This is a genomic window from Chromobacterium haemolyticum, assembly GCF_002081825.1.
Classification (GTDB): domain Bacteria; phylum Pseudomonadota; class Gammaproteobacteria; order Burkholderiales; family Chromobacteriaceae; genus Chromobacterium; species Chromobacterium fluminis.
Genome location: NZ_MUKU01000039.1, coordinates 1 through 22,851, shown reverse-complemented (window position 1 = coordinate 22,851; position 22,851 = coordinate 1). Strand labels below are relative to the sequence as shown.

Sequence of the window (22,851 nt, the reverse complement as noted above, 5' to 3'; positions counted from 1 at the left end):
GCCGATGAAGAAATCAATCATGGCCCTGTTGTTGCTGGGCTTGCCCTTGACCGTCTGGGCCAAGCTGCCGGTGGTCGCCAGCTTCAGCATCATGGCCGATATGACGCGGGAGATCGGCGGAGATCGCGTCGACGTATCCTCGCTGGTGGGACCGGACCAGGACGCCCACGTGTTCCAGCCGTCGCCGGCCGACGTCAAGAAAGTGGCCGGCGCCAAGCTGTTGGTCACCAACGGTCTGGGCATGGAGGGCTGGATGGTGCGGCTGAGCAAGGCCGCTCATTTCAAAGGCGTACAAGTGGAGGCGGGCAAGGGCATCAAGACCCGCGAAGCGGAGGACGAGGATCACCATGGACATGATCACAGCCATGCCGGGCATGACCATGGAGCCATCGATCCGCACGCTTGGCACGATCCCAAGCGCGTGCTGACTTACATCCGCAATATCGAAGCCGGCTTGAGCCAGGCGGATCCGGCCGGCAAGCAGGAATACGCTCGCCGTGCCGCCGACTACGCGGCCAAGGTGAAGGAGATGGACGCCTGGGCGGCCAAGGCCTTCGCCGCCGTGCCGGCAGCCAAGCGCAAGATGCTGACTTCGCACGACGCCTTTGCTTATCTGGGCGAGCGTTACCAACTGCAAGTGCTGGCCATTCAGGGAGTGAGCACCGAGTCCGAGGCGTCGGCCAAGGCGGTGGCGCGTCTGGTACGCCAGGTGCGGCAGGAGAAAGTGTCGGCGGTGTTCATGGAGAACATGACCGATAAGCGTCTGTTGGAGCAGTTGTCGCGCGAGGCCAAGGTGACGATAGGCGGCAAGCTGTATGCCGACGCGCTGTCAGGTCCGTCCGGCCCCGCGCCCAGCTATCTGGCGATGTTCCGCTACAACGTGGATACCATTCTAAAGTCGTTTAAATAAGCGCTCGCAGCAATTGCCAGGCGCCGATGCCAGCAACGACCAGTCCCGCCGTTAGGCGGACTGGTCGTTGTTGCATCCAGCGGCGCAGGCTGTCGGCGAAGGCGCCCATCAGCAAGAGATTAGGCAAGGTGCCGAGGCCGAAGGCCAGCATGGCCAGCGCGCCGCCGGACGTGCTGCCGGTGGCCAGCGCTGACAGCGAAGCGCTGTAGACCAATCCACAGGGCAGCCAGCCCCAGACCATGCCGGCCAGCAAGGCGGATTGCGGCGAGCGGACCGGCAGCAGGCGCCCCAGCAGCGGCTGCAAGCGTCGCCATATCGGCACGCCCAAGCGCTCGATCAGATTGACCGCTCCAGACAAGCCGGCCAGGTAGAGGCCCATGGCCACCAGCATCAGGTTGGCCAACAGCGCCAACGCCAGTTGAAGGCCGCGGATGTTAAGCAGGGCGAGGCTGGTGGCGGCCAGGCCGCCCAGCAGCGCGCCGATCAGCGCGTAGCTGCCGATGCGCCCCAGATTGTAGGCCAGCATGATGCGCCAGCGGCCGGTTTCGGGGGGCAGATTCAGCGTCAGCGCGGCGACGATGCCGCCGCACATGCCCATGCAGTGGCCGCCGCCCAGCAAGCCCGCCAGAAACAATATCCACCCGCTCGTTTCAATCATGCCGCAACCTGTCTCAGAAAGCTCTATGGTAACAGAGTGGCGTCCCTGGCTTGCGCGCGCGGTAGTCATATTTGCTTTTGGCATTTATTGCCTTTATCAAAATTTTACTTGGCATCTCCTTAAAGAAAGTTATAAAAAAAATGATGGTCTTGCTGGTCGACTACTGGTCAAAAGGTCAGTTTGCAATGAGAATGCTGCTTTGGCTTCGGACCTATGCGCAATGGGTCCCCCGCTGAGGATCCAGGCGCTCGACCTGGTCAAAACATATGCATAAGCGATGTAATCCATGGGGATAGAGTGAGGAAAATATGGCCAAGTATCTGACACTTGAGCGGCTGGGCCAGTCAGCGATCGTGACTCTCAAAAACGCGCCGGCAAATCTGCTGACCACGGAGAGCCTGAATGAGCTGGCTACGACGATGCGGTCGCTGGATGCGGATCCGGCTGTGCGTTCGGTGGTGCTGACCGGGGCGGGCGACGCGTTTTTTTCCGCCGGCGCCGATTTGAAGCAGTTCGCGTCCGGCGACGCGGCCGAGGCCGACAAGGTATTCGACGCCTTCGCCGGCGCTTTGCGCAGTTTGCAGCAATACCACGGCGTCACCGTGGCCGCGATCAACGGCTACGCTTTGGGCGGCGGTTTGGAACTGGCGTTGGGCTGTGATTACATGGTGGCCGAGCGCGGAGCCAAGCTCGGGTTGCCGGAGGCCAAAGTGGGTATCATTCCGGCGGCGGGCGGCACCAAGACGCTGGCGGACAAGGTGGGTGTCTCCTGGGCCAAGCGCATCATTCTAGGCGGCGAAGTGGTGACGGCGGAGAAGGCCCTGACCATAGGGCTGATCGAGGAGGTGGTGGATCAGGGCTTCGCCAAGATCGTGGCGATCAGCCTGGCCAACAAGGTGGCGAACCAAGCGCCGGGCGCGGTGGCCGCGGCGCGTCGTCTGATCGAGGAGAGCGGCAACCTGACGCTGGCCCAGCATCTGGAGCGCGAGCGCGCCGCGGTGCGTCAGCTGATAGGTGGCGCGGAGCAGATCGAGGGCGTCAACGCCTTCATCGCCAAGCGCAGCCCCAGTTGGGTCGAGTCCAGCGATGATTGAACATCGCGCATCCCATGCAAAACCGCCTGTCGCCGTTTCGGCCGCAGGCGGTTTGTTTTGATGCCCTGCTCGCGTGGCATCAGTTGTCGCCTGCGAGATAGCTGATCTTGCCGTTGTAGAAGCGAAACTCCGAGCGTCCGCTCAATTCCAGCGTGTCCCCGCCTTGCCGCCGGTAGGCAGAACCTGAGCCAAAAGGGTCTGGCAATAGATGCGGGCGCCGGCGAGGCCGAACGGCAAGGCTTCCGCCGTTTGCCGTCGTTGGCTGAACCATGCCCGTTCCGCCAGATGGCCGCTGTGAGTCGGCGGACGTTCGCCGTTGGTGTCATTCTCGAACACCGCATCCGGGCTGAGTTGAGCCAGCATGCCGGCGATGTCGAATTGCCAGTAGGCGGCGATATAACGGCCAACCAGGGGTTGCATCTGTTGCCGTTGCTTGGCTCTTCTTTCTGCCGGATGGGGCGCGTCAGCGCAGTTGGCGCAACAGGAAGACGTATTCCATCGCCGCGATATCGGCCTCTTGTTGGTGGTTGGCGGCGGCGCCGTGCCCGCCTTCGGTGCGTTCGAAATACTGCACCGGGGCGCCCATCGCCTGCATGGCCGCGAACATCTTGCGGGCATGGCCGGGGTGGACCCGGTCATCCAGCGTCGAGGTCATGAATAGGGTGGCCGGGTAGCGCGCGTCCGGCTTCAGGTTCTGATAGGGCGAATAACGGCGGATATAGGCCCAGTCTTCCGGCAGGTCCGGGTTGCCGTACTCGTCCATCCAGCTGGCCCCGGCCAGCAAGCGGTTGAAGCGGCGCATGTCCAGCAGCGGCACCTGGCAGACCACGGCGTTGAACAGCTCCGGGCGCTGGGTGAGCATCACCCCCATTAGCAGGCCGCCGTTGCTGCCCCCTTTGATGCCCAGATGGCGGGCATCGGCCACGCCTCGCTTGGCCAGGTCCTCGGCGATGGCGGCGAAGTCGTCGTAGGCGTTCTGGCGCAGGTGTTTGCGCGCAGCCTCGTGCCAGGCCGGGCCGTATTCGCCGCCTCCGCGGATATTGGCCAGCGCGTAGACGCCGCCGCGATCCAGCCAGGCTTTGCCCAGCGCGCCGTTGTAGCGCGGGGTCAGCGACACTTCGAAACCGCCGTAGCCGTACAGGAGAGTGGGGTTGGTGCCGTCCAGCTTGATGTCTTTGCGGCTGACCAGGAAGTAGGGCACCCGAGTACCGTCGCGAGAGGCGGCGAACCACTGTTGGATGCGGTAGGGGCTGGCGTCGAAAAAGCCGGGTTGCTGTTTCAGCATCTGGCGTTGATCGCTGCCGGCCTCGGCTAGCGCCAGCGTCGGCGGCGTTAGAAAGTCGGTGAAGCTGTAGAAGTAGCGATTGTCCCGATCAGGGTCGACCGCGCGCACGCTGATGCTGCCGAAGTTCGGGGTATCTACGGTGCGGGATTGCCATTGACCGGCCACGACCTTCCACTCCCGCAAGCGGCTGCCGACATTGTCCAGCGTGGTCAGCAGCAGGCTGTCGCGGGTGGATGTCTGTTCCGCCAGCGAGACGGTGGCGCTGGGCTCGAACAAAGGGGTGAAGTCACGCGTCCCGGCCAGGTAGGCTTCGACATCGATGGCCAGCAGGGAGCCGCCTCGCCAGGTTTTTGCGCCGATTTTCCAGTCCTGCTTGGGCGTCAGTAACAGCCAGTTGTCGAAAAAGTCGACGCCGACATGATCGGGCTTGTCCAGCCGCCGCCATTCTCCGGCGACCAGCAGGCGGGTTTCCGTGGTGAAGAAGGTGGGCGCGCGCGTGATCACGTCGTAGCGGCGGCCTTGGGCGTCAATCCTGGCCGCGTGCACGGCGACGTCGGCTTGCCGGCCTTCGAACACGGTTTGCGCTTGGGCCAGCGGCTGGCCACGGCGCCAGGTTTTGACGACGCGGGGGTAGCCGGAGTCAGTCAGCGATCCAGGGCCGAAGTCGCTCATTACATAAAGGGAGTCATGGTCCTGCCAGCTGACTTCGCTCTTGGCTTCCGGCAACTGGAAGCCATCCTTGACGAAGGCTTTGGCGGCCGGATCGAATTCGCGCACCACCGCGGCGTCGCCGCCGCCGCGGCTCAGGCGCAGTAGGCAGCGCTCTTGATTGGGGCGCAGGCAGTCGGCTCCTTGCCAGACCCAGTTTTCCCCTTCGTCTTTGGCCAGACCATCCAGATCCAGCACCGTTTCCCATTGCGGCGCGGCCTTGCGGTATTCGTCCAAAGTGGCGCGCCGCCACAATCCGCGCGGGTGATCCTTGTCGCGCCAGAAGTTGTAGTACAGCCCGCCTATCTTCTCCACGGAGGGGATGCGGTCGTTGGAGTCCAGGATGGTCAGCAGTTCGCGGCGCAGCGTCGGATAGTCGGCTTGCTGACTGAGGTCCTGGCGCGTGCTCGCGTTTTGCTGGCCAACCCAGGCCAGCGCTTCTTTGCCTTGAATCTCCTCCAGCCATAGATACGGGTCTTGAGCGGCGCTTGCCGCGGCACTGAGCGCGAGCAGGGCGAAGGATAGTGGGGGGCCTAAGGTTTTCATCCGGACGGGTTTCCCTTATTTCAGCCAAAGGCTGTAGACAGTGAATTTGTTTTGATGTGTCCGAATACTGTAGCGCCCGTGAATTTGTTTGTCATCAACTGCCGCGCGGGCGGAGAAGGCGAACGGCGGCCATGTCCAGACGTGGCCGCCGTTGGCGGGGAGGGCGGGGGCGGGGCCTTGGAAGTCGCTCACGGTAGGCTGCGCGGCCTAGAGCGCGACTCGGTGCGTGCCGCATTCGGAATGCTCATGCGTCCCATGAGCAAGGCCGCTTTTTCAGTGCTTGCTTTCACCAGGTCGCGCCCCTGCGCGCGGTTTTGAACAGGTGCTTAGCAGCCGTCCAGTCCGCACATCGGCGGCAGCTCGGCCGAGCCTGAGAGGGTGGCGGCACCGAGTTGCGCCAGGTGCTGGCTAAACATGTCCGGCTTGCCCAGATAGGAGCCCAGATCCAGGGCTTGGAAGCGGCCGTCCACTTCCAGCGCCGCGGACGGGAAGCCGCGCAAGCCCAGGCGGGTCATCAGCCGGCGGCTGTGGTCTATATGCTCGACACTGCGCGCCAGACCGCCGGCGTAGGCGTCGGCGAAGCGGTCGGCGGACACGCCCAATTCGGCCGCTAGCCGGGTGAGCACGGCGACATTGGCAATCTCCAGGCCGTGCAGATAATGAGCGGCTTGCACGCGGGACAGCATGGTTTGTGGCGAGATGCCCAGTTCCGGGGCGGCCAGAACGGCGGCGATGGGCGGCGTCGAGTCCAAGCGCGCGTCGCTGCGCAGCAAGCCGTCGAAGTAGGCGTCGCCGAAGGGCTGGCCGCTAAGGGCGGCGATGCGGTGATCGTGCGGCATTACATAGCCGCGCCATTCCAGGTTCACGCGGCGGTTGTGCGGCGCGCTCAGCATGCCGCCGCCGTGCAGCGCCAGTTCGACTTCCGGCCGCGCCGCGGCCGCCAGCAGCAGCGGCGAGGCGCCGTAGCACCAGCCGCACAGCGGATCGTAAAAGTAGTGCAGCCGGATCGTGGAGGCGCTTACCATTTCATTTCGCCTTTGTTGACCTTGGCGCCGATCTCCAGCGACATGTCTTCGCCCGCTTGCGGGAAGGCTTGCTTCATCGCCTGGATCAACTGGGCGCTATCGGCCGACTTGGCCAGATTCAATTCGAAGCGCTGCAAGTATTGGCGAGTGAAGCGCACTGCGCTCAGATCGGTTTTGTCGCCCGCTTGCATGTGGCCCGGCACCACGATCGCCGGTTGCAGGGCTTCCATTTCATCCAGCTGCTTGATCCAGGCCTGGCGTTCGGCCGGGCTCTGGGTGTCCGCGGTCCAGACGTGCATGCTGGGAGCGGTGACGCCGACATTGCCGACAATCGCGCGGATGGATGGAATCCACACATAGCCGCGGTGGGCCAGTACGCCGCGAGTGCCCTTGATTTCCAGCGTCTTGCCTTCCAGTTCCAGGCGTTCGCCTTTCAGTTCATCGGGCAGCAGCGGCGCGCTGGGCGCGTTCGCGCCCATTTTCGGGCCCCAATAGGCGAGCTTGCCCTGGATATTGGCCTTTATCTTGGCCAGGGTCGGACCGTTGCTGAGTACTTCGGCCTGCGGGAAGGTCTTCTTCAGTTCGGCGGTACCGAAGTAGTAGTCGGGATCGGCCTGGCTGATATAGATGGCTTTTAGTTGCTTGCCGCTGTCCAGCACCTTGGCGGCGATGCGATGGGCGTCAGCGCGGGTGAAGCCGGTGTCGATCAGGATGGCGTCTTTTTCGCCGCTGACCAGCACCGAGCTGACGTTGAAGCTATTGCCGTCGGCGTTGTAGATGGACAGTTTCAGCGGTTCGGCGGCGAAGGCGGCCGTTGCCGCCAGGGTCAGGGCGCCGGCGATCAGGGTTTGACGGGGCATCGATTCATTCTCCATATGGCCCGATATCTATCGCGGGCAGTGGGTGGTGGATAGCGACGCTCACTATAAAACGCGCGATTAATGGGAATAAACAATCTAAATCGTACTAAATTGTTGCTTATTTCGATCTAATTGGCACTGAGACCGGAGCGTTCGCCATACCGTCCACGCAGTCTGCCGCAATCTCCGATGCGATGACGCGGCCGCATGGAAGTCGGTTGCGTATCGAAGGCGCGCCGCCGCACCGGGGCGTGTGTTGGCGGTTCTATAAGACAAGTTGCAGCCAAGATGGGTCGGATGGGCTATGTTTTAGCCATAAATGTGTTCAGCGAGGAATGTCGGATGGGCGCTGAATGCGATGGTCTCGTTTTTGCTTGATGTACGATGCGTCGCGCTGTGTAATTTTTGTCTGCGTCGGGTGTCTTTTTGGGAGATTGTATCCATTCGAATCACGAAAGCGATCGAATGTTGTAATGCGAATTCTTTGATGGGTGTCTTTTCGAAAGCGAACATATTTTGCGCAGAAGCATGATCAAAATCTGAAAAACAACCTGCTGGCTTAGGGTTTGTCTTTATCCAGAGAAATTCAAAATTTCTTTGGCCGGTTTCGTCTTGTTTTTCAAAAAAATATATGAAAAACAATGTATTATATTGTTTTTAAATGAGCTTGATTTGGTGCCATTTTAACCAATCTTTAAGATTGACAGTCGCTCGAATCCACCTACATAATCCGTTCGCCTGTCTGACAGAATCCAAATAATCAAGGCTCGTCCGGGCACTCAAGAACAGGCAGCAGCCAATAAGAGGGAAAGCCCCGCAAGCTGCCGGTCGTCAATACAAAGGAGATCTCCCAACGTGGACATTTTTCTGCAACAAATCCTGAACGGTCTCGTTCTGGGTAGCATTTATGCGTTGATCGCATTGGGCTACACCATGGTGTACGGGATCATGGGGCTCATCAACTTCGCTCACGGCGAAGTGGTGATGTTCGGCGCCATGGTCACCATCTCCGTCGTCAACGCCTTGTCCGGTTCCGGCCTGCCCGGTCCCGCCCTGGTGCTGATCGGTCTGCTGGTGGCGATTGCTGCCTGCATGCTGCTGGGCTTCACCGTAGAGCGCATCGCTTACCGCCCGCTGCGCGGCAAGCAAAGACTGGCGCCGCTAATCACCGCGATCGGCCTGTCCATCGTGCTGCAGCAGGTGGCCATCCTGATCTGGGGCCGCAACTACATTCCGTTTCCGCAAATCCTCGACCATGACGTGGTGTCCTTTTTCGGCGCCAGCATCACCAAGCTGCAGATCACCATCATCGTGCTGTGCCTGGTGATCATGGCCGGCCTGCTGTTGATGGTGGAACGCACCAAGCTAGGCCGCGCCATGCGCGCCACCAGCCAGAACCCGGCGGTGGCCGGCCTGATGGGCGTCAACGTCAACACCATCATCTCCGCCACCTTCGTCATCGGCTCCGGGCTGGGCGCAGTGGCCGGCGTGATGGTCGCCACCAACTACGAGCAGGCTCATTACTATATGGGCTTCATGATTGGTCTGAAGGCCTTCACCGCCGCGGTGCTGGGCGGCATCGGCAATCTGGGTGGCGCGGTGGCTGGCGGCTTGCTGCTGGGCATCATTGAAAGCCTGGGCGCCGGTTATATCGGCACGCTGACCGGCGGTTTCCTCGGGTCCAACTATCAGGACATCATCGCCTTCATGGTGCTGATCCTGGTGCTGATTTTCCGTCCGTCCGGCTTGCTGGGCGAAAAGATGGCCGATCGCGCCTGATCACGGAGCAGACATATCATGACCATGGCACTCAATATCAATAAGATGGACACCGGCAAGAAGGTCGGCCTGTTCATGCTGTCCGCGGTTGCGCTGGCGGTGCTGCCTTTTCTGGTGGGCGGCTTGCTGGGCAATTCCTGGGTCCGCATCGTCGATTTCGCCTTGCTTTATGTGATGCTGGCGCTGGGCCTGAACATCGTAGTGGGCTTTGCCGGCTTGCTTGACCTGGGCTTCATCGCCTTCTACGCAGTGGGCGCCTATACCTTCGCCTTGTTGGGCTCGCCGCATTTCGGCCTGCATCTGCCGTTCTACATCAGCATTCCGCTGGGCGCGGTGGTGGCGGCGTTCTGCGGCATCTTGCTGGGCACGCCGGTATTGCGGCTCAAGGGCGACTATCTGGCTATCGTGACGCTGGGTTTCGGGGAGATCGTGCGCATCTTCATGAACAACCTGAACACCCCGGTTAACATCACTAATGGCCCGCAGGGCATCAACCTGATCGATCCGATCAAGGTGGGCGGCGTGTCGCTGGGCGATACCATGGAGTTGTTCGGACTCAGCTTCCACAGCGTCTATCTGTACTACTACCTGTTCCTGGTGTTGACCGTGGGCGTGGTGATCATGGCCTGGCGCTTGCAGCATTCGCGAATCGGCCGCGCCTGGGTGGCTTTGCGCGAAGACGACATCGCCGCCGCGGCGATGGGCATCAACATCCGCAATATCAAACTCCTGGCCTTCGCCTTGGGCGCTTTGTCCGGCGGTGTGGCCGGCGGCCTGTTCGCGTCTTTCCAGGGTTTCGTGTCTCCGGAATCGTTCAGCCTGCTGGAATCCATCATGATTCTGGCGATGATCGTGTTGGGCGGCATGGGTCATATCCCTGGCGTGATTCTCGGCGCCGTGGTGTTGACCATCGCGCCGGAAATCCTGCGCGATGTGATTGGCCCGCTGCAGATGAAAACCTTCGGCAAAATGCTGATCGATCCGGAAAACGCCCGCATGCTGTTGTTCGGCTTGGCGATGGTGGTGATGATGCTAGTGCGGCCGGAGGGCATGTGGCCGTCCAAGCGCCGTAAAGCCGAATTCCGTGACGATAGAGAAGCCGCAGGGCAGAAAGGTTGAGCATGGCTGAAGTTTTGCTGAAGATAGAAGGCATCCATAAACGCTTTGGCGGCCTGCACGCGCTCAACAATGTGGCGCTGACCATCAACAAGGGCGAGATTTACGGCCTGATCGGCCCCAACGGCGCGGGCAAGACCACGCTGTTCAACGTGCTGACCGGCTTGTACGTGCCGGACGAGGGCGTGTTCGAGTTTGACGGACACAATCTGTTCCAGCAAAAGCCCCATGTGGTCGTGGCCGCCGGCATCGCGCGCACCTTTCAGAACATCCGCCTGTTCGCCGAAATGACGGCACTGGAAAACGTGATGGTGGGACGCCACATTCGCTCCAAGGCTGGAGCGCTGGGCGCAGTGCTGCGCGACAGGCGCACCATGGCCGAAGAAAAGGCGATTACCGACAAGGCATGGGAACTGCTGGAATACGTGGGCATCGCCGACGTTGCGCATGAGCGCGCCCGCAATCTGTCCTACGGCCACCAGCGCCGGTTGGAAATCGCGCGCGCGTTGGCCACCGAGCCCAAGCTCTTGGCCTTGGACGAACCGGCCGCCGGCATGAACCCGCGCGAAACCGAGGAGTTGAAGAGCCTGATGTCTAAAATCCGAGCCGGAGGCGTGACCGTGCTGCTGATCGAGCACGACGTCAAATTGATGATGGGCCTGTGCGACCGCATCGCGGTGCTGGACTACGGCAAGAAGATTGCCGAAGGCGTTCCCGAAGAGGTGCGCAAGAACCCGAAAGTGATTGAGGCTTACCTGGGAGCGGCACACGCATGAGCATTTTGGAAGTCAAAGACCTGCAAGTGGCCTATGGCGGCATTCAGGCGGTCAAGGGTATCGATTTTCACATCAAGCAGGGCGAGTTGGTGACCCTGATCGGCGCCAACGGCGCCGGCAAGACCACCACGCTGAAAACCCTGGTGGGCATGGTGAAGAAATCCGGCGGCAGCATTCACTACGACGGCAAAGATATCTCCACTATCGCGCCGCACAACTTCGTGCGCCACGGCCTGGCCATGGTGCCGGAGGGCCGCGGGGTGTTCGCCAAGCTGACGGTGGAAGAGAACCTGCTGATGGGCGCTTACTATCGCGACGACAAGGCCGCGATCCTGAGCGAGGCCGAGCGGGTGTACGAGCTGTTCCCGCGCTTGAAGGAGCGGCAGAAACAGCTTGCCGGCACTTTGTCCGGTGGTGAGCAGCAGATGGTGGCCATGGGCCGCGCGATGCTGTCCAAGCCCAAGCTGCTGCTGCTGGACGAACCGTCCATGGGCCTGGCTCCCATCATCGTGGAGAAGATCTTCGAGATCATTCAGATGGTGGCTAAGGAGGGCGTGACCATGCTGTTGGTGGAGCAAAACGCCAAGCTGGCGCTGGAAGTGTCGCAGCGCGGCTACGTGATGGAAAGCGGCCGCATCACCATGAGCGGCCCGGCCAAGGACCTGCTCAACGACGAACGCGTGCGCAACGCCTATCTGGGCGAGTGAGTTCGCCGCGCGTCGCCAAACCCCGGACTTGTCCGGGGTTTTTTGTTTTCAGAGCGCGGCGTCAATGGCGGCTTGCAACATGGCCTGGACGCCCGGATGTTGCAGCCGGCGACGGTTGGCGATGGCGTAATAATGTTCCCAGACGCCGTCGACCTCGCCCAGCGCCTGCGGCGCGTTCGCGTCCCCGCCGCTGGGTGCCGTGGTGGGGAACAGACCGAAGCCCTGGCGGCCGAAGGCGTCCAGCAAGGCGCCGTCGTCGAACTCCGCCACGATGTCCGGCTTGATCCTGCGTTCTTCAAACCACTGGTCCAACTGGCTGCGCAGCACATGGTGGCGGCTGGGCAGCAACATCGGCGCTTGGTTCAGGCTGGCGGGGAATCCCTCGGCGTAGCGCCGCCATAATTCCGCCGCGCCGGCGATCTTTACCGGGCAGCGCATCAGCAGCCAGGATTGAAAGGGCTGCGATCCGCCGGCCGCCATCGGCCGGTCCGCCAATACCACGTCCAGCCGGTGGCGGGTCAAGTCGGCCAGCAATTCGTCGAAATCGCCTTCGCCGCATTGCAGCCTGACCTTGGCGTCCAGCCGCAGCGCCGGTTCCAACAGCTTGAGCGCGATGGCCTTGGGCAGCACATCCGAAATGCCAGCCGCCAGGCGGATGGTCTTGTCCAGCTGGGCGTCTTCCAGCGTTTCCTGCAATTCCTCGCCCAGCATGAAGATCTGGTCGGCGTAGCGCAGCGCCACATGGCCGGCTTCGGTCAGAACCAGCTGGCGTCCCTGTTGTCGGAACAAGGTTCGCTCCAGGCTCTGCTCCAGTCGCGAAATCTGGCCGCTGACGGTTTGAGCGCTGACGCCCAGTTGTTCCGCCGCGCGGGTGACGCCGCCGGTGTGGGCGACCGCCCAAAAGTAATGCAGATGCTTGAAGTTGATCCGTTCGGACATAATGGTTCGAAAAAACTTGATGTATTTTCTGATTATATTTGATTTTTTCCGAGGAACGCAGCGTCTAGAATGCACTTTGTCGAGCGTTCCGCGGAATGCCGTCGAATTCAACGCAAAGGCCAACACCATGAAACGAGTCATCCTATTAATCGCCACCAACATCGCCGTGATGGTGGTGCTGAGCATTGTGGCCAGCTTGTTGGGGCTGAACCGCTACATGACGGGCAACGGCCTGAACCTGGGCACGCTGCTGGGCTTCGCCGCGGTGATGGGCTTTGGCGGCGCCTTCATCTCGCTGATGCTGTCCAAGACCATGGCCAAATGGAGCACCGGCGCGCGCGTGGTTGAAACGCCCAGCAACGATACCGAGCGCTGGCTGGTGTATACCGTGCAGAAGCTGGCCAGCCGCGCCAATCTGCCGATGCCCGAGGTGGCGGTGTACGAGGGCGAGCCCAATGCCTTCGCCACCGGCCCGAGCAAGTCCAACTCGCTGGTGGCGGTGTCCACCGGACTGCTGGCCTCGATGACGGAAGAAGAAGTGGAAGCGGTGCTGGCGCACGAAGTCGCCCATATTCAGAACGGCGACATGGTGACGCTGACGCTGATCCAGGGCGTGGTCAACACCTTTGTGTTCTTCCTGGCGCGCGTGGTCGGCTATCTGGTGGACAACTTTTTGCGCCGCAACGACGAAGAATCCCGCGGGCCGGGCATTGGCTATATGGTGACCGTGATCGTCTGTGAGATCGTGTTCGGCATCCTGGCCTCCGCCATCGTGATGTATTTCTCGCGTCAGCGCGAATTCCGCGCCGACGCCGGCGCCGCCACGCTGCTGGGCGGTCCGCGTCCGATGGTCAACGCCTTGCGCCGCTTGGGCGGCGTCGCCGCCGGCGATCTACCGCAGAACATGGCGGCCTCCGGCATCTCCGGCGGGCGCGGCGGCCTGATGGCGCTGTTCTCCAGCCATCCCAGCATCGAGGAGCGCATCGGCGCGCTGGAACACGGTCGTTAAGCTTTGATCCGCCTCCGCGTTAGCGGGGGCGGCGTTTGTGAGTTCAGGCCCCGGGGCGGTTCGCTCGGCCCGGGGCCTTTCTATTGCCGAAAGGAATGCTTATGGAATGGTTGAGCGCCGGCTTTGCCGGCTATCCCTTGTGGGTTTGGCTGATGTTCATGGCCATCGTGCTGGCCCTGCTGGCTTTTGATTTGGGCGTGCTGCACAAGGAAGAAAAAGAGATCGGGGTCAAGGAAAGCCTGATGCTGTCTGCTTTCTACATCGGCGTCGGTCTGGCCTTCGGCGGCTGGATCTGGTGGTATCAGGGCGCGGACGCCGGCATGCAGTATCTGACCGGCTATGTGGTGGAGAAGTCGCTGTCCATGGACAACGTCTTCGTGATGTCGCTGATCTTCTCCAGCCTGGCGGTGCCGCGCTTGTACCAGCACCGGGTGCTGTTCTGGGGCATTCTCGGCGTGATCGTGATGCGGGCCTTGATGATAGGCCTGGGCGCGGCGCTGGTGGCGCAGTTCCAGTGGGTGTTGGTCTTGTTCGGCCTGTTCCTGATCGCCACCGGGATCAAGATGCTGTTTTCCGACGACGAACACGCGCCCATCCAGGAAAACCGCATGTACCAGTGGTTGCGCGGCCATTTGCGTTTGACGCCGGACTTGCACGGCAAGCATTTCCTGATACGCGGTGAGAAGCATGGCTTGGCGCGCGGCTGGTGGGCGACGCCGCTGCTGTTGGCGCTGATCATGGTGGAGAGCGCCGATCTGGTGTTCGCGGTAGACAGCATTCCGGCCATTTTCGCCATCACTCAGGATCCGTTCCTGGTTTACACCTCCAACATCTTTGCGATTCTGGGCCTGCGCGCGCTGTACTTTGCGCTGGCGGCGATGGTGCATCGTTTCCACTACCTGAAGTACGCCTTATCGCTGGTGTTGGTGATGATAGGCGTCAAGGTGGGCCTGGTGTTCTTCAACGATGTGGGTTGGGTGACTTTCAAGATCCCCACCGCTTGGTCCTTGGCGGCGACGCTGGGCTTGCTGCTGGCGGGCGTGCTGTATTCGCTGCACAAGACGCGCGACCAGAATCCCAACGATTGAGGCGGGCGCATAGTCAGCGCCGGAGCATGGCTCCGGCCGAGAAAGAGAGGCCGGCCACGCGAGATGCGCGTGGCCGGTTTTTTGTAAACCTTGTGTAAACCTTTCTCATTTCCCCACGATTTCTCCCTCAGCCCTGCGGGCGGGCGCGGTATCCTAATAACAAAGCCGCAATGGAGATGAGCTGTTATGACTGTCGATTTGCCAAGACTGCTGGTAGTGGATGACGACCCCGATCTGCGCGATCTGCTGCGCGACTACCTGGGCAAGCAGGGCTTCGCCGTCGACGCCGTCGGCGACGGCCAGGCCATGCATCAGGCGATTGCCGCGCAGAACTACAATATGTTGATTCTGGACCTGATGTTGCCGGGCGAGGATGGGCTGACCCTGTGCCGCAATCTGCGCGAGCGCTCCTGCATGCCCATCCTGATGCTGACCGCGCGCGGCGACGAACTGGACCGCATTATCGGTCTGGAAATGGGGGCGGACGACTACCTGACCAAGCCATTCAGCCCGCGCGAGTTGCTGGCGCGGATCAAGAGCATTCTGCGCCGGGTGTCGGATCAGCCCGCGAATGCGGCTAGCGTGCGCCGGCTGCGCTTCGCCGGCTGGATGTTGGACCTGAACGCCCAGCATCTGCTGGACGAGGCCGGGGTGGTCACTCCGCTGTCCGGCGGCGAATTCAAGCTGTTGCAGGCTTTGGCGGAAAACGCCAACGCCGTGATGTCGCGCGATCAACTGATGGAGGCGATGAACGGCAAAGAAGCCGGACCCTTCGACCGCACCGTAGATGTGATGATAGGACGGGTGCGCCGCCGGCTGGGAGAAGACGCGCGCGAGCCCGTGCTGCTCAAGACCATACGCAGCGGCGGCTATATGCTGGCCTGCGAGGTGGAAGCGCTGAGATGAAGTGGTTGCCGCGCACATTGTATGGCCAGATTTTGCTGACCTTGGTGGGGGGCTTGCTGTTGGCCAACGCCTTGGGCATCTATTTCATTCTCAGCGACCGTGATCGCTTGAGCAACTCCTTGCGCGTGCAATACACCGCGCAACACATCGCCGACATCGTCAATCTGTTGGACGAGTGCCCAAGCAAATATCGGGAACAGGTGATTTCCGCCCTGAACCAGCCCACGCTGCTGGTGCGCATGGACCGGTTTTGGGAGCAGCCAGAAAATACGCTGAGCCGGCATGGCCGCTCGTTTCAGCAATTGATCAAGCGCGACCTTATCAAGCCTTATCAGCTGCAGGTGTTGTCCAAGCAGCAGGACTCGTCGGCGGGCGGCCGCGCGGCCTTGATCGATAGGGTGGGCGGGCTAGGGATGAAAAACTTCACGCCCACGCGGGACGCCGGCCTCGCCGGCTCCATTGTCAGTGAGGAGTTGACCGCGCTGGGCCCGCTGGCCGAGTTCAAGACCCACCTGGCCACGGTGCAGGCCAGGCTGAGCGACGGCACGGTGCTGACCTTCAACGCCTCGCGGCCCATTTCTCTGGCCGATCAGCCCATCCGCATCCTGGCCTGGCTGCTGCTGGTGGCCTTGACCGCCGCTATTCTGGGCGCCTGGGCGGTGCGGCAGCTGATCCGGCCGCTGGGTCTGTTCGCGCAGGCGGCCCGGGGTCTGGCCAGCAATCTTAATCAGGCGCCCTTGCCGGAAACCGGTTCCGAAGAGGTGGCTGAAGCCGCCAGAACCTTCAACCGGATGCAGACCGAGTTGCAGCGCTTGCTGAAAACCCGCAATCAGATGCTGGCCGGCGTGTCGCACGATCTGCGCTTGCCCATCACCCGCATCCGCCTGCGTCTGGAAGGTTTGGCCGAATCGTCGGAAAAACAGGCGATCGAGCGCGACCTGCTGGAAATGGACCAACTGATCAATGATTCGCTGACCTATTTGCGTGGCGGTTGCGGCAGCGAGCAGGTGGTGAAGTTTAATCTCAACGCCTTGCTGGAAAGCGTGGTGGAGGATATGGAGGCCTTTGGCGCCGACATCCAGCTGCACAGCGAGCCGGTGGCGCCGGTGACCGGCAAGGTCGGCGCCTTGCGCCGCTGTCTGGGTAATCTGCTGGAGAACGCTCGCCGCTATGGCGGCGCGGCGATTGAAGTCAGCCTGCGGCAGCGGGAGGACTGGGTGGAGGTGCGTATTCAGGATCAGGGGCCGGGTATCGCTGAAGCCGACCTGGAACGGGTCATGGAGCCTTATGTGCGTTTGGAGGACTCCAGGGCGCGCCATACCGGAGGCAGCGGCCTAGGCCTGGCTATCGCGCGGGCGATTGCGCGCGACCACGGCGGCGACCTCAAGCTGAACAACCGGCCGCAAGGCGGCTTGTGTGTGCAATTGAGTTTGCCTGCTGGACATTAAACGCGTTGATCTTATGGCAAGCCGCGCTAGCGCGGCTTTTTTCTTGGCCTTTCGCCTGGAGATGATGGGGGAAAGTGCCGGGAGGTGGCTTTGTATCCGCCGAATTCTCAAAATTTACGATGTGTTCACACTCTATTTACATTAAAGCCGTATTGTAAATGGACATTTACAAAGTGATTGATTACAATCAGTGTCAGAATTCACTGATACAGATTCTTTTTCGCTTCTTTGAATTCGAGTCAAGTCTATCCAATCTTCAGCCCGCCGCGTGCGGGCATTTTTTTGCTCAAATGCTTGTGGTTAATGAATTTTAACAAGTTGAGGGTGAAACTTCGTCTGAGTGTTCCAGTCTGATTGCCTGAAGTCTGATGTTGTTTTTTTGACACTACTGTTGTTTAATGACCACAAGTTTGCATGGCTAGTTGCAAATGTGAAACACAGCAACTAGTATTCGCTCACTTCCTAAGTAAACAAGAAGGATAGCCACATCATGAAAAAAAGTCTGATCGCTCTGATGGTTGCCACTCTGCCGGCAGCCGCTTTCGCCGACGTTACCGTGTTCGGTACCATCAAAGGCGGCGTTGAATACGTCGACAGCAGCAAGGGCACCAAGCAAACCAATATCGACGACCTGGGTTCCCGTATCGGTTTCAAGGGCAATGAAGATCTGGGCAATGGCCTGAAAGCCATCTGGCAAGTTGAAACCGGCTTCGGCATCGACGGCCAGAGCCGCACCGGCGATAGCAGCGGCACTTTCGCCAGCCGCGAATCTTTCGTTGGTCTGTCCTCCAACTTCGGTACCTTCCGCCTGGGCCACCTGGCCAACTACGGCGAGTCCGATATGGCTCAAGTTAACCCGTGGGAAAGCAGCAGCAACGCGCTGCAACTGAACGCCTTCACCCGCGGCGACGGCTATGTTAAGAACGCCGTGCGTTTCGACACTCCGGAATTCGCCGGCTTCAAGGCTGCCTTCCTGTACGGCACTAAAGAAGACAAGCGTGGCTTTGATGCCTCTGGTAACCCGAACGTTGTTCAGAACACCGATCGTGAAACCTACAACCTGGGCTTGTCCTACGAGAACAGCGGCTTCTTCGGCAAGTACCAGTTCATCCACGAAAGCCCGATCGTTGCCGGTCTGAACCTGAGCAGCAAGGCTAATAACAAGCACCGCATCGAAGCTGGCTACAACGCCAACAACATCTTCGTGGCGCTGGGCTATCGCAATGACAAAGGCGACTTCTCCGTTACCCCGTTCAGCTTCTTGAGTGACAGCAGCGCTGTTAACAACAGCAAGTACGAGTCGCAAGAATACGCGCTGACCGCCGGCTACCAGATTGGCGCCTTCATGCCCAAGTTCACCTACGCTCAGTCCAAAGACTACAAAGTTGATGGCGTGAAGAAAGACGACAGTGGCTACAAACAGTACCTGCTGGGCGTTGATTACAGCCTGTCCAAGCGCACCGTTATCGGCGCTCAGTACGGCGAAATCAAGGCTGATAGCGCTTTCCTGAAGAGCAATAGCAACAACACCGACAAGATCAAGGCCTTCGGTCTGAACGTCGTACACAAGTTCTAAGCGTTACGGGCTAGACGTAAAGCTGCGAACAGTTTGGAATGCCGCCCCTGGCAACAGGGGCGGCATTTTTCATGTTCGTCGCGCGTTAGCCGTACGGGAGCGAAAGCTTGTCGCGTCGGATCGGGGACGGCGAGTTTGGGGCGCAACCGGGCATCCCTCTTCTTGGCCGGGGCTCCTGTTGTGGAGGCGCGGATGAATGGCGTGATTCAGGCGCGGTTCAGGGCTTCAAGCGGTCCGCCGCTCGCGGCCGGTCACTCAGGCCAGCAGCTTGGCCACCGCGCTTATTGCCTTGGCGGTCAGCTTGATGGCGTCGCCCACGCGTTGCAGCTGCCGCCCAGCGTGGTCGGCCGCCTCGGTCGCCGCTTGCAGCGCGGCGATAGCGTGTTGGAAGTCTTCTGTGTCGGCGTTCAAGTCCCGCGCGATCAGCGCCAGGGTCTGGTTGGCCAGTTCATCCTGCTGCGCCAGCAAGGTTCGGCTGTCCGCGCCCAGGCTGGCGACCGCCAGGTTGTTGATGCGGGATGCCAGGCCGCTGGCAAGCTCGGTGACTTGGTGGTTGTCCATATGCTGCCTCCTTTATTTAGCGGGCAGATCGCGATAAAAATTGCGCAGCCGCCTGGCCTCGGCGGCGAAGTCGCGCAGCGCTTGCAGTTTGGGTTGGGGCGTGTCCAGGCTTTGCAGCAACTGGCGGTTGGTATCGGGAAAGCCTTGAATCGCTTTGTCGCTAGCCTGCAGCGCGGCTTCGATCTGCTCGAATTCACGCAGCCGGTCGGAGATGGAGAGGTCAAACTGGTAGCGCTCCCAGCTGCCGTAGGGCGGTCGGCTGAAATTGGCGTGACGCAGCAGGCTGTCCCTGAGCACGCTCAGGTAGCCGGGTAGCGCGCTCAAGACGCGGTGGCTGTTGAGGGCCAAGAGGTCTAGTCCGGGCTGGGCGGTGGCCATGGTGTTGCGCAGCGCGTTCTTGCGCTGCGCGGTGGTGAGCTGGCGACCCAGCGCGTCGGCCGCGGTGGCCAGAATCTTGGCGGCGGTCTCGTCGCCGCCGCGCAGTTTGAGATCCTGAACGCTGTCGGCCAAGTCCTGGGCTGCGGCGTCGACCCGGGCCTCGGCCTCCCGGTCTCCAGCCAGGCTGCGCAGGGTTCGGGCGTATTTTTCCAGCGCGTCCAGCGTCGCCTGAAGCTGGGCCAGGGCGGGGCTGAGGTCGTAACTGGCGCCGTTGCCGGCTTGAGGGCGGAAGGTGTCCGCGCGCAGCGGGGCGTTGGGTGCAGTGAGCACCGCGTTGAGTCGCGCATTCTGCTGGATGCGCGCAAAGGTGCCGGTGGAGCTTTGAGTGACGCTGCGGGCGGCGTTGTCGAAATCGGCGAATGGCGTGTCCGGAGCATTGGCGCAGGCGGCCAGCAGCGGCAGCAAAGGCAGCAAGCGAAGAAGGGGGCTGGCGGGCATGGCGCTGCTCCATCGGCAGGCGGGCGCTGACGCGACCGGGCGGTTTGCGGGATGAAACGTGCGCGGACGCTATGGCGGGCGCATGTCGTGGTATAGACGATCCGTTATCGTCGCGAGCCTGTACCAATGATACGGCAATGAAAAGGGCGCTCCGGTACTCCCTTGGGTTTGGCCGCTTTCATCGTTCTATCGAGGTTGGCTAGGGTGGTTCCCTCACACGTGAGCGCATCTAAGCGGGTTTCGAGCTTTATCATCAGCACCGCGGTGGCGAATGGCGAGCATATCGACATCTGAGCGCAGGGTGGTGGGCCAGTCGTTTGCCTGCGGCCCGCCAGAACTTCGGCGATGGCGAGTTCGGTCGCCCGGTGCGTTGCGGAAATGTCACCGGCGGCTATGCCGCAACTGGCTTGGCCGGAGGCGGTTTTGGGCGACGGAGGCGCGACTTGATAGCGGGTAAAATACTGGTCTTACTGGTAATACCAGTTAGACCAGTGTAGTTTGCCGTTTATGACTAATCATGTTTTTGATCGCCTGACCGCCATGTTCACTTCTTCCAAACTGGGCGATGTCGCCGCCCGCAATATTCTTGATGCCATCAAGCGCGGCATTTGGCTGCCTGGAGAGATGCTGCCGTCGCAGCGCGATCTGGCAGAGCAGTTTGGCATCAGCCGCCCACCGCTGCGCGAGGCGATTTCGGTGCTTGAGGCCTTGGGTTTTGTCCGCTCCCATCCCGGCAAGGGGGTGTTTGTGCTTAGCACCGATCCCCAGGGCGAGCCGTTGGCGCCGCCGACGGTGCGTCCGGAGGACGTGTTTCAACTGCGTCTGGCGCTGGAGCCATTCGTGGTGGGCTTGGTCGCGCAGTCGATAACTTCCGAAGAACTGATGCAGTTGCGGCTAACGCTGCTGGATATGCGCGAGGCGCTGGCTGCGGGCGAAATGGCTGCGGCGGTGGAGGCGGATATTTTGTTCCACCGGCAGTTGGTGGGATTTAGCCGCAACCCAGTGTTCAAGCAGTCGATGGAGCAGGCCAGCGAAGCCATCGGTCACGCCCGGGCCATCATGCTGGCGCGGCCGCAAGAGTTGCAGGCGGCGCTGATCGAGAAAGAGGCCATTTTGCGGGCTATCAAGGCGCATGACAGCGCGGCGGCCAGCGCCGCCATGCAGCGGCACATCATCCATGCTTGCGAACGCTTGGCGATTCCTGTTCGCGGCGCATCTGTCGTCTGGTCACAACAAGGGGGGGATGGTGCCTGAGCCAGTTGGGTGTTAGAAGCCGTCCCCGAAGGGTCGCCGCGTCATCCGTTTCGGCCCGGATGATCCATCTGGGGCGGCTTCTCGCCATGCCTCCTCGTCAGGAGAAAGGGAAGCCATGCTGCGTTTGACTAAGAAGTCGTTGTTTATGCGGGTCATGATCGGACTTGTCCTTGGCATCTGCGCCGGTTTGTTGTGGCCGGAGCAGGCGCTGCATTTGAAACCGCTGGGCGACGGCTTTATCAAGCTGATCAAGATGTTGATCGCGCCGATTGTATTCTGTGTGGTGGTGAGCGGGATTACAGGCGCCGGTGACTTGAAAAAAGTGGGCCGGGTGGGTTTGAAGGCCATTGTGTATTTTGAGCTGGTCACGACTCTGGCTCTGGCTTTGGGCTTGCTGTTGGCCCTGCATAGCAGCATCGGTCTGGGGATGAACGTGGATGTCGGCTCGTTGAATACCCAAGCGATGGCCGCCTACACCGATAGAGCCCAGGCTTTGCAGCATGGCAGCGCCTGGTCGTTTTTCATGAACTTGATTCCTGGTACGGTGTTTGGCGCGTTGGCCTCGGGCGATATCTTGCAGGTGCTGGTGTTTGCGCTATTGTTCGGCTGCGCCTTGAATTTGGTGCGCGATTCCGCTGGAGGGGTGATTCGGCTGGTGCATGAGGCTGGCCATGTGTTTTTCAAGCTGATCGGTCTGGTGGTGCAATTGGCGCCGCTGGGAGTGTTCGGCTCCATTGCCTTTACCACCGCCAGTTACGGGGTATCGTCCTTGCAGCAGTTGGGTGGTCTGGTGCTGATGTTTTATCTCACTTGCGCTTTGTTTGTGCTGGTGGTGCTGGGGACGATTTTGCAATTGGCGGGTCTTAACATCGTAGCGTTTTTACGCTATCTGAAAGACGAGTTATCTATCGTGGTGGGGACGGCTTCGTCCGACGCGGTGTTGCCGCAAGTCATGCGCAAGCTTGAACATCTGGGCATCGGCAATGCCACCGTGGGCCTGGTGATTCCCACCGGTTATTCGTTCAATCTCGATGGTTTTTCCATTTATCTGACTCTGGCGGCGGTGTTTATCGCCCATGCCACCAATACGCCGCTGTCCAATTACGATTTGTTGACCATTCTCGCGGTGTCGTTGGTGACTTCCAAGGGCGCGCATGGAATTCCTGGCTCTGCCTTAGTGATTCTGTCGGCGACTCTGTCGGCGATACCCGCCATTCCGGTGATCGGGCTGGTGTTGGTGTTGTCGGTGGACTGGTTCATGGGCATTGCTCGGGCGTTGACCAATTTAATCGGCAATTGCGTGGCCGCGGTGGTAGTGGCGCGCTGGGAGCGGGATATGGACTTGGAGCGGGCGCGCAATGTGTTGAGACGCAAGCAGGGTTATGAATATGTGGCAGAGCCCGCTGTCAGCGTCGGTTCCTTGGCGGATCGTTGAATCAGGTTTTAGCGGCGGAGGCTTTAGAGCCTGTTCAAAGTCTCGCGAGCTAAGGCGAGACAAGGCGAAAACGGCTGAGAAAGCGGAATGTACGCGTGGTACATGAGCATTTCGAAGGTGTTTTCAACGCCGTATCGCCGACGCGCAGCAGACTATGAACAGGTTCTTAGAGCCTGTTCACGATCTTTTCGTCCTGAGATAATTGCCGCATGCGAAGAAGCCATTATCCAAGCGACGTAAGTCGTGAACAGTTCGAACAGATCAGACCGCTATTGGAAAGCGTACGCAAGAAAAC

Annotated in this window: 21 protein-coding genes and 1 pseudogene; 14 read left to right on the top strand and 8 right to left on the bottom strand. The window is 60.8% G+C overall.

The window, feature by feature from the left end; translation table 11 throughout:
- Window positions 1-4: 4 nt before the first annotated feature.
- Window positions 5-910 (top strand): metal ABC transporter solute-binding protein, Zn/Mn family, encoded by a 906-nt coding sequence (locus tag B0T39_RS20790; protein WP_081550040.1) that lies wholly within the window; start codon window positions 5-7, stop codon window positions 908-910.
- Here the strand turns inward: B0T39_RS20790 and B0T39_RS20785 are convergent.
- Window positions 903-1,568 (bottom strand): sulfite exporter TauE/SafE family protein, encoded by a 666-nt coding sequence (locus tag B0T39_RS20785; protein ID WP_081550038.1) that lies wholly within the window; start codon window positions 1,566-1,568, stop codon window positions 903-905. The two genes, B0T39_RS20790 and B0T39_RS20785, sit on opposite strands and share 8 nt — an antisense overlap.
- Window positions 1,569-1,876: 308 nt before the next feature.
- On the opposite strand from B0T39_RS20785, the gene B0T39_RS20780 reads away from it, so the two are divergent.
- Window positions 1,877-2,662, top strand: a complete 786-nt coding sequence (locus B0T39_RS20780) for an enoyl-CoA hydratase (protein WP_081550036.1) — start codon at window positions 1,877-1,879, stop codon at window positions 2,660-2,662.
- A gap of 141 nt (window positions 2,663-2,803) precedes the next feature.
- On the opposite strand, the gene B0T39_RS20775 is transcribed toward B0T39_RS20780, so the two are convergent.
- The 4 genes from B0T39_RS20775 to B0T39_RS20760 form a co-directional block, all read right to left on the bottom strand.
- Window positions 2,804-3,082, bottom strand: a complete 279-nt coding sequence (locus tag B0T39_RS20775; protein ID WP_081550034.1) for a hypothetical protein — start codon at window positions 3,080-3,082, stop codon at window positions 2,804-2,806.
- 43 nt (window positions 3,083-3,125) lie between these two features.
- The gene (locus B0T39_RS20770) at window positions 3,126-5,201 is read right to left on the bottom strand and encodes a prolyl oligopeptidase family serine peptidase (protein ID WP_081550032.1); all 2,076 of its coding nucleotides are present in this window, start codon (window positions 5,199-5,201) and stop codon (window positions 3,126-3,128) included.
- 326 nt (window positions 5,202-5,527) lie between these two features.
- The gene (locus tag B0T39_RS20765; RefSeq protein WP_081550030.1) at window positions 5,528-6,226 is read right to left on the bottom strand and encodes a DsbA family protein; all 699 of its coding nucleotides are present in this window, start codon (window positions 6,224-6,226) and stop codon (window positions 5,528-5,530) included.
- Window positions 6,220-7,086 carry an MBL fold metallo-hydrolase gene (locus tag B0T39_RS20760; protein WP_081550028.1) on the bottom strand — a complete coding sequence of 289 codons (867 nt, stop codon included), beginning with the start codon at window positions 7,084-7,086 and terminating at the stop codon, window positions 6,220-6,222. Before B0T39_RS20760 ends, B0T39_RS20765 begins: the two co-directional genes overlap by 7 nt.
- Window positions 7,087-7,941: 855 nt before the next feature.
- On the opposite strand from B0T39_RS20760, the gene B0T39_RS20755 reads away from it, so the two are divergent.
- Genes B0T39_RS20755 through B0T39_RS20740 form a run of 4 tightly spaced genes read left to right on the top strand, consistent with a single transcriptional unit; the run spans window position 7,942 to window position 11,464 of the window.
- Window positions 7,942-8,865: a branched-chain amino acid ABC transporter permease gene (locus B0T39_RS20755; protein ID WP_081550026.1), complete on the top strand. Its 924-nt coding sequence runs from the start codon at window positions 7,942-7,944 to the stop codon at window positions 8,863-8,865.
- An 18-nt stretch (window positions 8,866-8,883) separates the two neighbouring features.
- Window positions 8,884-9,984, top strand: coding sequence for an ABC transporter permease subunit (locus tag B0T39_RS20750; RefSeq protein ID WP_081550024.1), 1,101 nt, complete (start codon window positions 8,884-8,886; stop codon window positions 9,982-9,984).
- Window positions 9,985-9,986: 2 nt separating this feature from the next.
- Window positions 9,987-10,757 carry an ABC transporter ATP-binding protein gene (locus B0T39_RS20745; RefSeq protein WP_081550022.1) on the top strand — a complete coding sequence of 257 codons (771 nt, stop codon included), beginning with the start codon at window positions 9,987-9,989 and terminating at the stop codon, window positions 10,755-10,757.
- The gene (locus B0T39_RS20740; RefSeq protein WP_043633035.1) at window positions 10,754-11,464 is read left to right on the top strand and encodes an ABC transporter ATP-binding protein; all 711 of its coding nucleotides are present in this window, start codon (window positions 10,754-10,756) and stop codon (window positions 11,462-11,464) included. The genes B0T39_RS20745 and B0T39_RS20740 overlap by 4 nt, the downstream gene beginning before the upstream one ends.
- Window positions 11,465-11,512: 48 nt before the next feature.
- On the opposite strand, the gene B0T39_RS20735 is transcribed toward B0T39_RS20740, so the two are convergent.
- On the bottom strand, window positions 11,513-12,403 hold the full coding sequence (locus tag B0T39_RS20735; protein ID WP_081550020.1) for a LysR family transcriptional regulator: 891 nt from the start codon (window positions 12,401-12,403) through the stop codon (window positions 11,513-11,515).
- Window positions 12,404-12,530: 127 nt separating this feature from the next.
- Between B0T39_RS20735 and htpX the strand changes: the two genes are divergently transcribed.
- From htpX to B0T39_RS20710, 5 genes are all read left to right on the top strand, one after another.
- A complete protein-coding gene (gene htpX / locus B0T39_RS20730) occupies window positions 12,531-13,412 on the top strand; it encodes a protease HtpX (protein ID WP_081550080.1) in 882 nt (293 codons plus the stop codon).
- Window positions 13,413-13,513: 101 nt separating this feature from the next.
- A complete protein-coding gene (locus B0T39_RS20725; RefSeq protein ID WP_081550018.1) occupies window positions 13,514-14,500 on the top strand; it encodes a TerC family protein in 987 nt (328 codons plus the stop codon).
- A gap of 186 nt (window positions 14,501-14,686) precedes the next feature.
- Complete coding sequence (locus tag B0T39_RS20720) at window positions 14,687-15,406, top strand: response regulator (RefSeq protein ID WP_081550016.1); 720 nt, start codon at window positions 14,687-14,689, stop codon at window positions 15,404-15,406.
- Window positions 15,403-16,854 (top strand): ATP-binding protein, encoded by a 1,452-nt coding sequence (locus B0T39_RS20715; protein WP_081550014.1) that lies wholly within the window; start codon window positions 15,403-15,405, stop codon window positions 16,852-16,854. Before B0T39_RS20720 ends, B0T39_RS20715 begins: the two co-directional genes overlap by 4 nt.
- 490 nt (window positions 16,855-17,344) lie before the next feature.
- The gene (locus B0T39_RS20710) at window positions 17,345-18,430 is read left to right on the top strand and encodes a porin (RefSeq protein ID WP_081550012.1); all 1,086 of its coding nucleotides are present in this window, start codon (window positions 17,345-17,347) and stop codon (window positions 18,428-18,430) included.
- A 255-nt stretch (window positions 18,431-18,685) separates the two neighbouring features.
- Here B0T39_RS20710 and B0T39_RS20705 read toward each other — a convergent pair whose 3' ends face one another.
- Together B0T39_RS20705 and B0T39_RS20700 are read right to left on the bottom strand one after the other, a co-directional pair.
- Window positions 18,686-18,991, bottom strand: a complete 306-nt coding sequence (locus B0T39_RS20705) for a hypothetical protein (protein WP_081550010.1) — start codon at window positions 18,989-18,991, stop codon at window positions 18,686-18,688.
- Between the two features lie 12 nt (window positions 18,992-19,003).
- Window positions 19,004-19,867 carry a hypothetical protein gene (locus tag B0T39_RS20700; RefSeq protein ID WP_081550008.1) on the bottom strand — a complete coding sequence of 288 codons (864 nt, stop codon included), beginning with the start codon at window positions 19,865-19,867 and terminating at the stop codon, window positions 19,004-19,006.
- 540 nt (window positions 19,868-20,407) lie between these two features.
- Here B0T39_RS20700 and B0T39_RS20695 point away from each other — a divergent pair.
- The 3 genes and pseudogenes from B0T39_RS20695 to B0T39_RS25265 all read left to right on the top strand — a co-directional run.
- Entirely contained in the window at window positions 20,408-21,121 is a 714-nt protein-coding gene (locus B0T39_RS20695) for a FadR/GntR family transcriptional regulator (RefSeq protein ID WP_081550006.1), read from the top strand.
- 115 nt (window positions 21,122-21,236) lie between these two features.
- On the top strand, window positions 21,237-22,556 hold the full coding sequence (gene dctA, locus B0T39_RS20690) for a C4-dicarboxylate transporter DctA (protein WP_081550004.1): 1,320 nt from the start codon (window positions 21,237-21,239) through the stop codon (window positions 22,554-22,556).
- Between the two features lie 209 nt (window positions 22,557-22,765).
- Window positions 22,766-22,851, top strand: a pseudogene (locus tag B0T39_RS25265) (IS5/IS1182 family transposase); the annotation flags it as partial.

What these genes read in the sequence shown, in the direction of transcription:
- B0T39_RS20790 (WP_081550040.1), top strand. Translation starts at nt 5, where the DNA reads ATGAAGAAATCAATCATGGCCCTGTTGTTGCTGGGCTTGCCCTTGACC.
- B0T39_RS20785 (WP_081550038.1), bottom strand. Translation starts at nt 1,568, where the DNA reads ATGATTGAAACGAGCGGGTGGATATTGTTTCTGGCGGGCTTGCTGGGC.
- B0T39_RS20780 (WP_081550036.1), top strand. Translation starts at nt 1,877, where the DNA reads ATGGCCAAGTATCTGACACTTGAGCGGCTGGGCCAGTCAGCGATCGTG.
- B0T39_RS20775 (WP_081550034.1), bottom strand. Translation starts at nt 3,082, where the DNA reads ATGCAACCCCTGGTTGGCCGTTATATCGCCGCCTACTGGCAATTCGAC.
- B0T39_RS20770 (WP_081550032.1), bottom strand. Translation starts at nt 5,201, where the DNA reads ATGAAAACCTTAGGCCCCCCACTATCCTTCGCCCTGCTCGCGCTCAGT.
- B0T39_RS20765 (WP_081550030.1), bottom strand. Translation starts at nt 6,226, where the DNA reads ATGGTAAGCGCCTCCACGATCCGGCTGCACTACTTTTACGATCCGCTG.
- B0T39_RS20760 (WP_081550028.1), bottom strand. Translation starts at nt 7,086, where the DNA reads ATGCCCCGTCAAACCCTGATCGCCGGCGCCCTGACCCTGGCGGCAACG.
- B0T39_RS20750 (WP_081550024.1), top strand. Translation starts at nt 8,884, where the DNA reads ATGACCATGGCACTCAATATCAATAAGATGGACACCGGCAAGAAGGTC.
- B0T39_RS20745 (WP_081550022.1), top strand. Translation starts at nt 9,987, where the DNA reads ATGGCTGAAGTTTTGCTGAAGATAGAAGGCATCCATAAACGCTTTGGC.
- B0T39_RS20740 (WP_043633035.1), top strand. Translation starts at nt 10,754, where the DNA reads ATGAGCATTTTGGAAGTCAAAGACCTGCAAGTGGCCTATGGCGGCATT.
- B0T39_RS20735 (WP_081550020.1), bottom strand. Translation starts at nt 12,403, where the DNA reads ATGTCCGAACGGATCAACTTCAAGCATCTGCATTACTTTTGGGCGGTC.
- htpX (WP_081550080.1), top strand. Translation starts at nt 12,531, where the DNA reads ATGAAACGAGTCATCCTATTAATCGCCACCAACATCGCCGTGATGGTG.
- B0T39_RS20725 (WP_081550018.1), top strand. Translation starts at nt 13,514, where the DNA reads ATGGAATGGTTGAGCGCCGGCTTTGCCGGCTATCCCTTGTGGGTTTGG.
- B0T39_RS20720 (WP_081550016.1), top strand. Translation starts at nt 14,687, where the DNA reads ATGACTGTCGATTTGCCAAGACTGCTGGTAGTGGATGACGACCCCGAT.
- B0T39_RS20715 (WP_081550014.1), top strand. Translation starts at nt 15,403, where the DNA reads ATGAAGTGGTTGCCGCGCACATTGTATGGCCAGATTTTGCTGACCTTG.
- B0T39_RS20710 (WP_081550012.1), top strand. Translation starts at nt 17,345, where the DNA reads ATGAAAAAAAGTCTGATCGCTCTGATGGTTGCCACTCTGCCGGCAGCC.
- B0T39_RS20705 (WP_081550010.1), bottom strand. Translation starts at nt 18,991, where the DNA reads ATGGACAACCACCAAGTCACCGAGCTTGCCAGCGGCCTGGCATCCCGC.
- B0T39_RS20700 (WP_081550008.1), bottom strand. Translation starts at nt 19,867, where the DNA reads ATGCCCGCCAGCCCCCTTCTTCGCTTGCTGCCTTTGCTGCCGCTGCTG.
- B0T39_RS20695 (WP_081550006.1), top strand. Translation starts at nt 20,408, where the DNA reads ATGTTCACTTCTTCCAAACTGGGCGATGTCGCCGCCCGCAATATTCTT.
- dctA (WP_081550004.1), top strand. Translation starts at nt 21,237, where the DNA reads ATGCTGCGTTTGACTAAGAAGTCGTTGTTTATGCGGGTCATGATCGGA.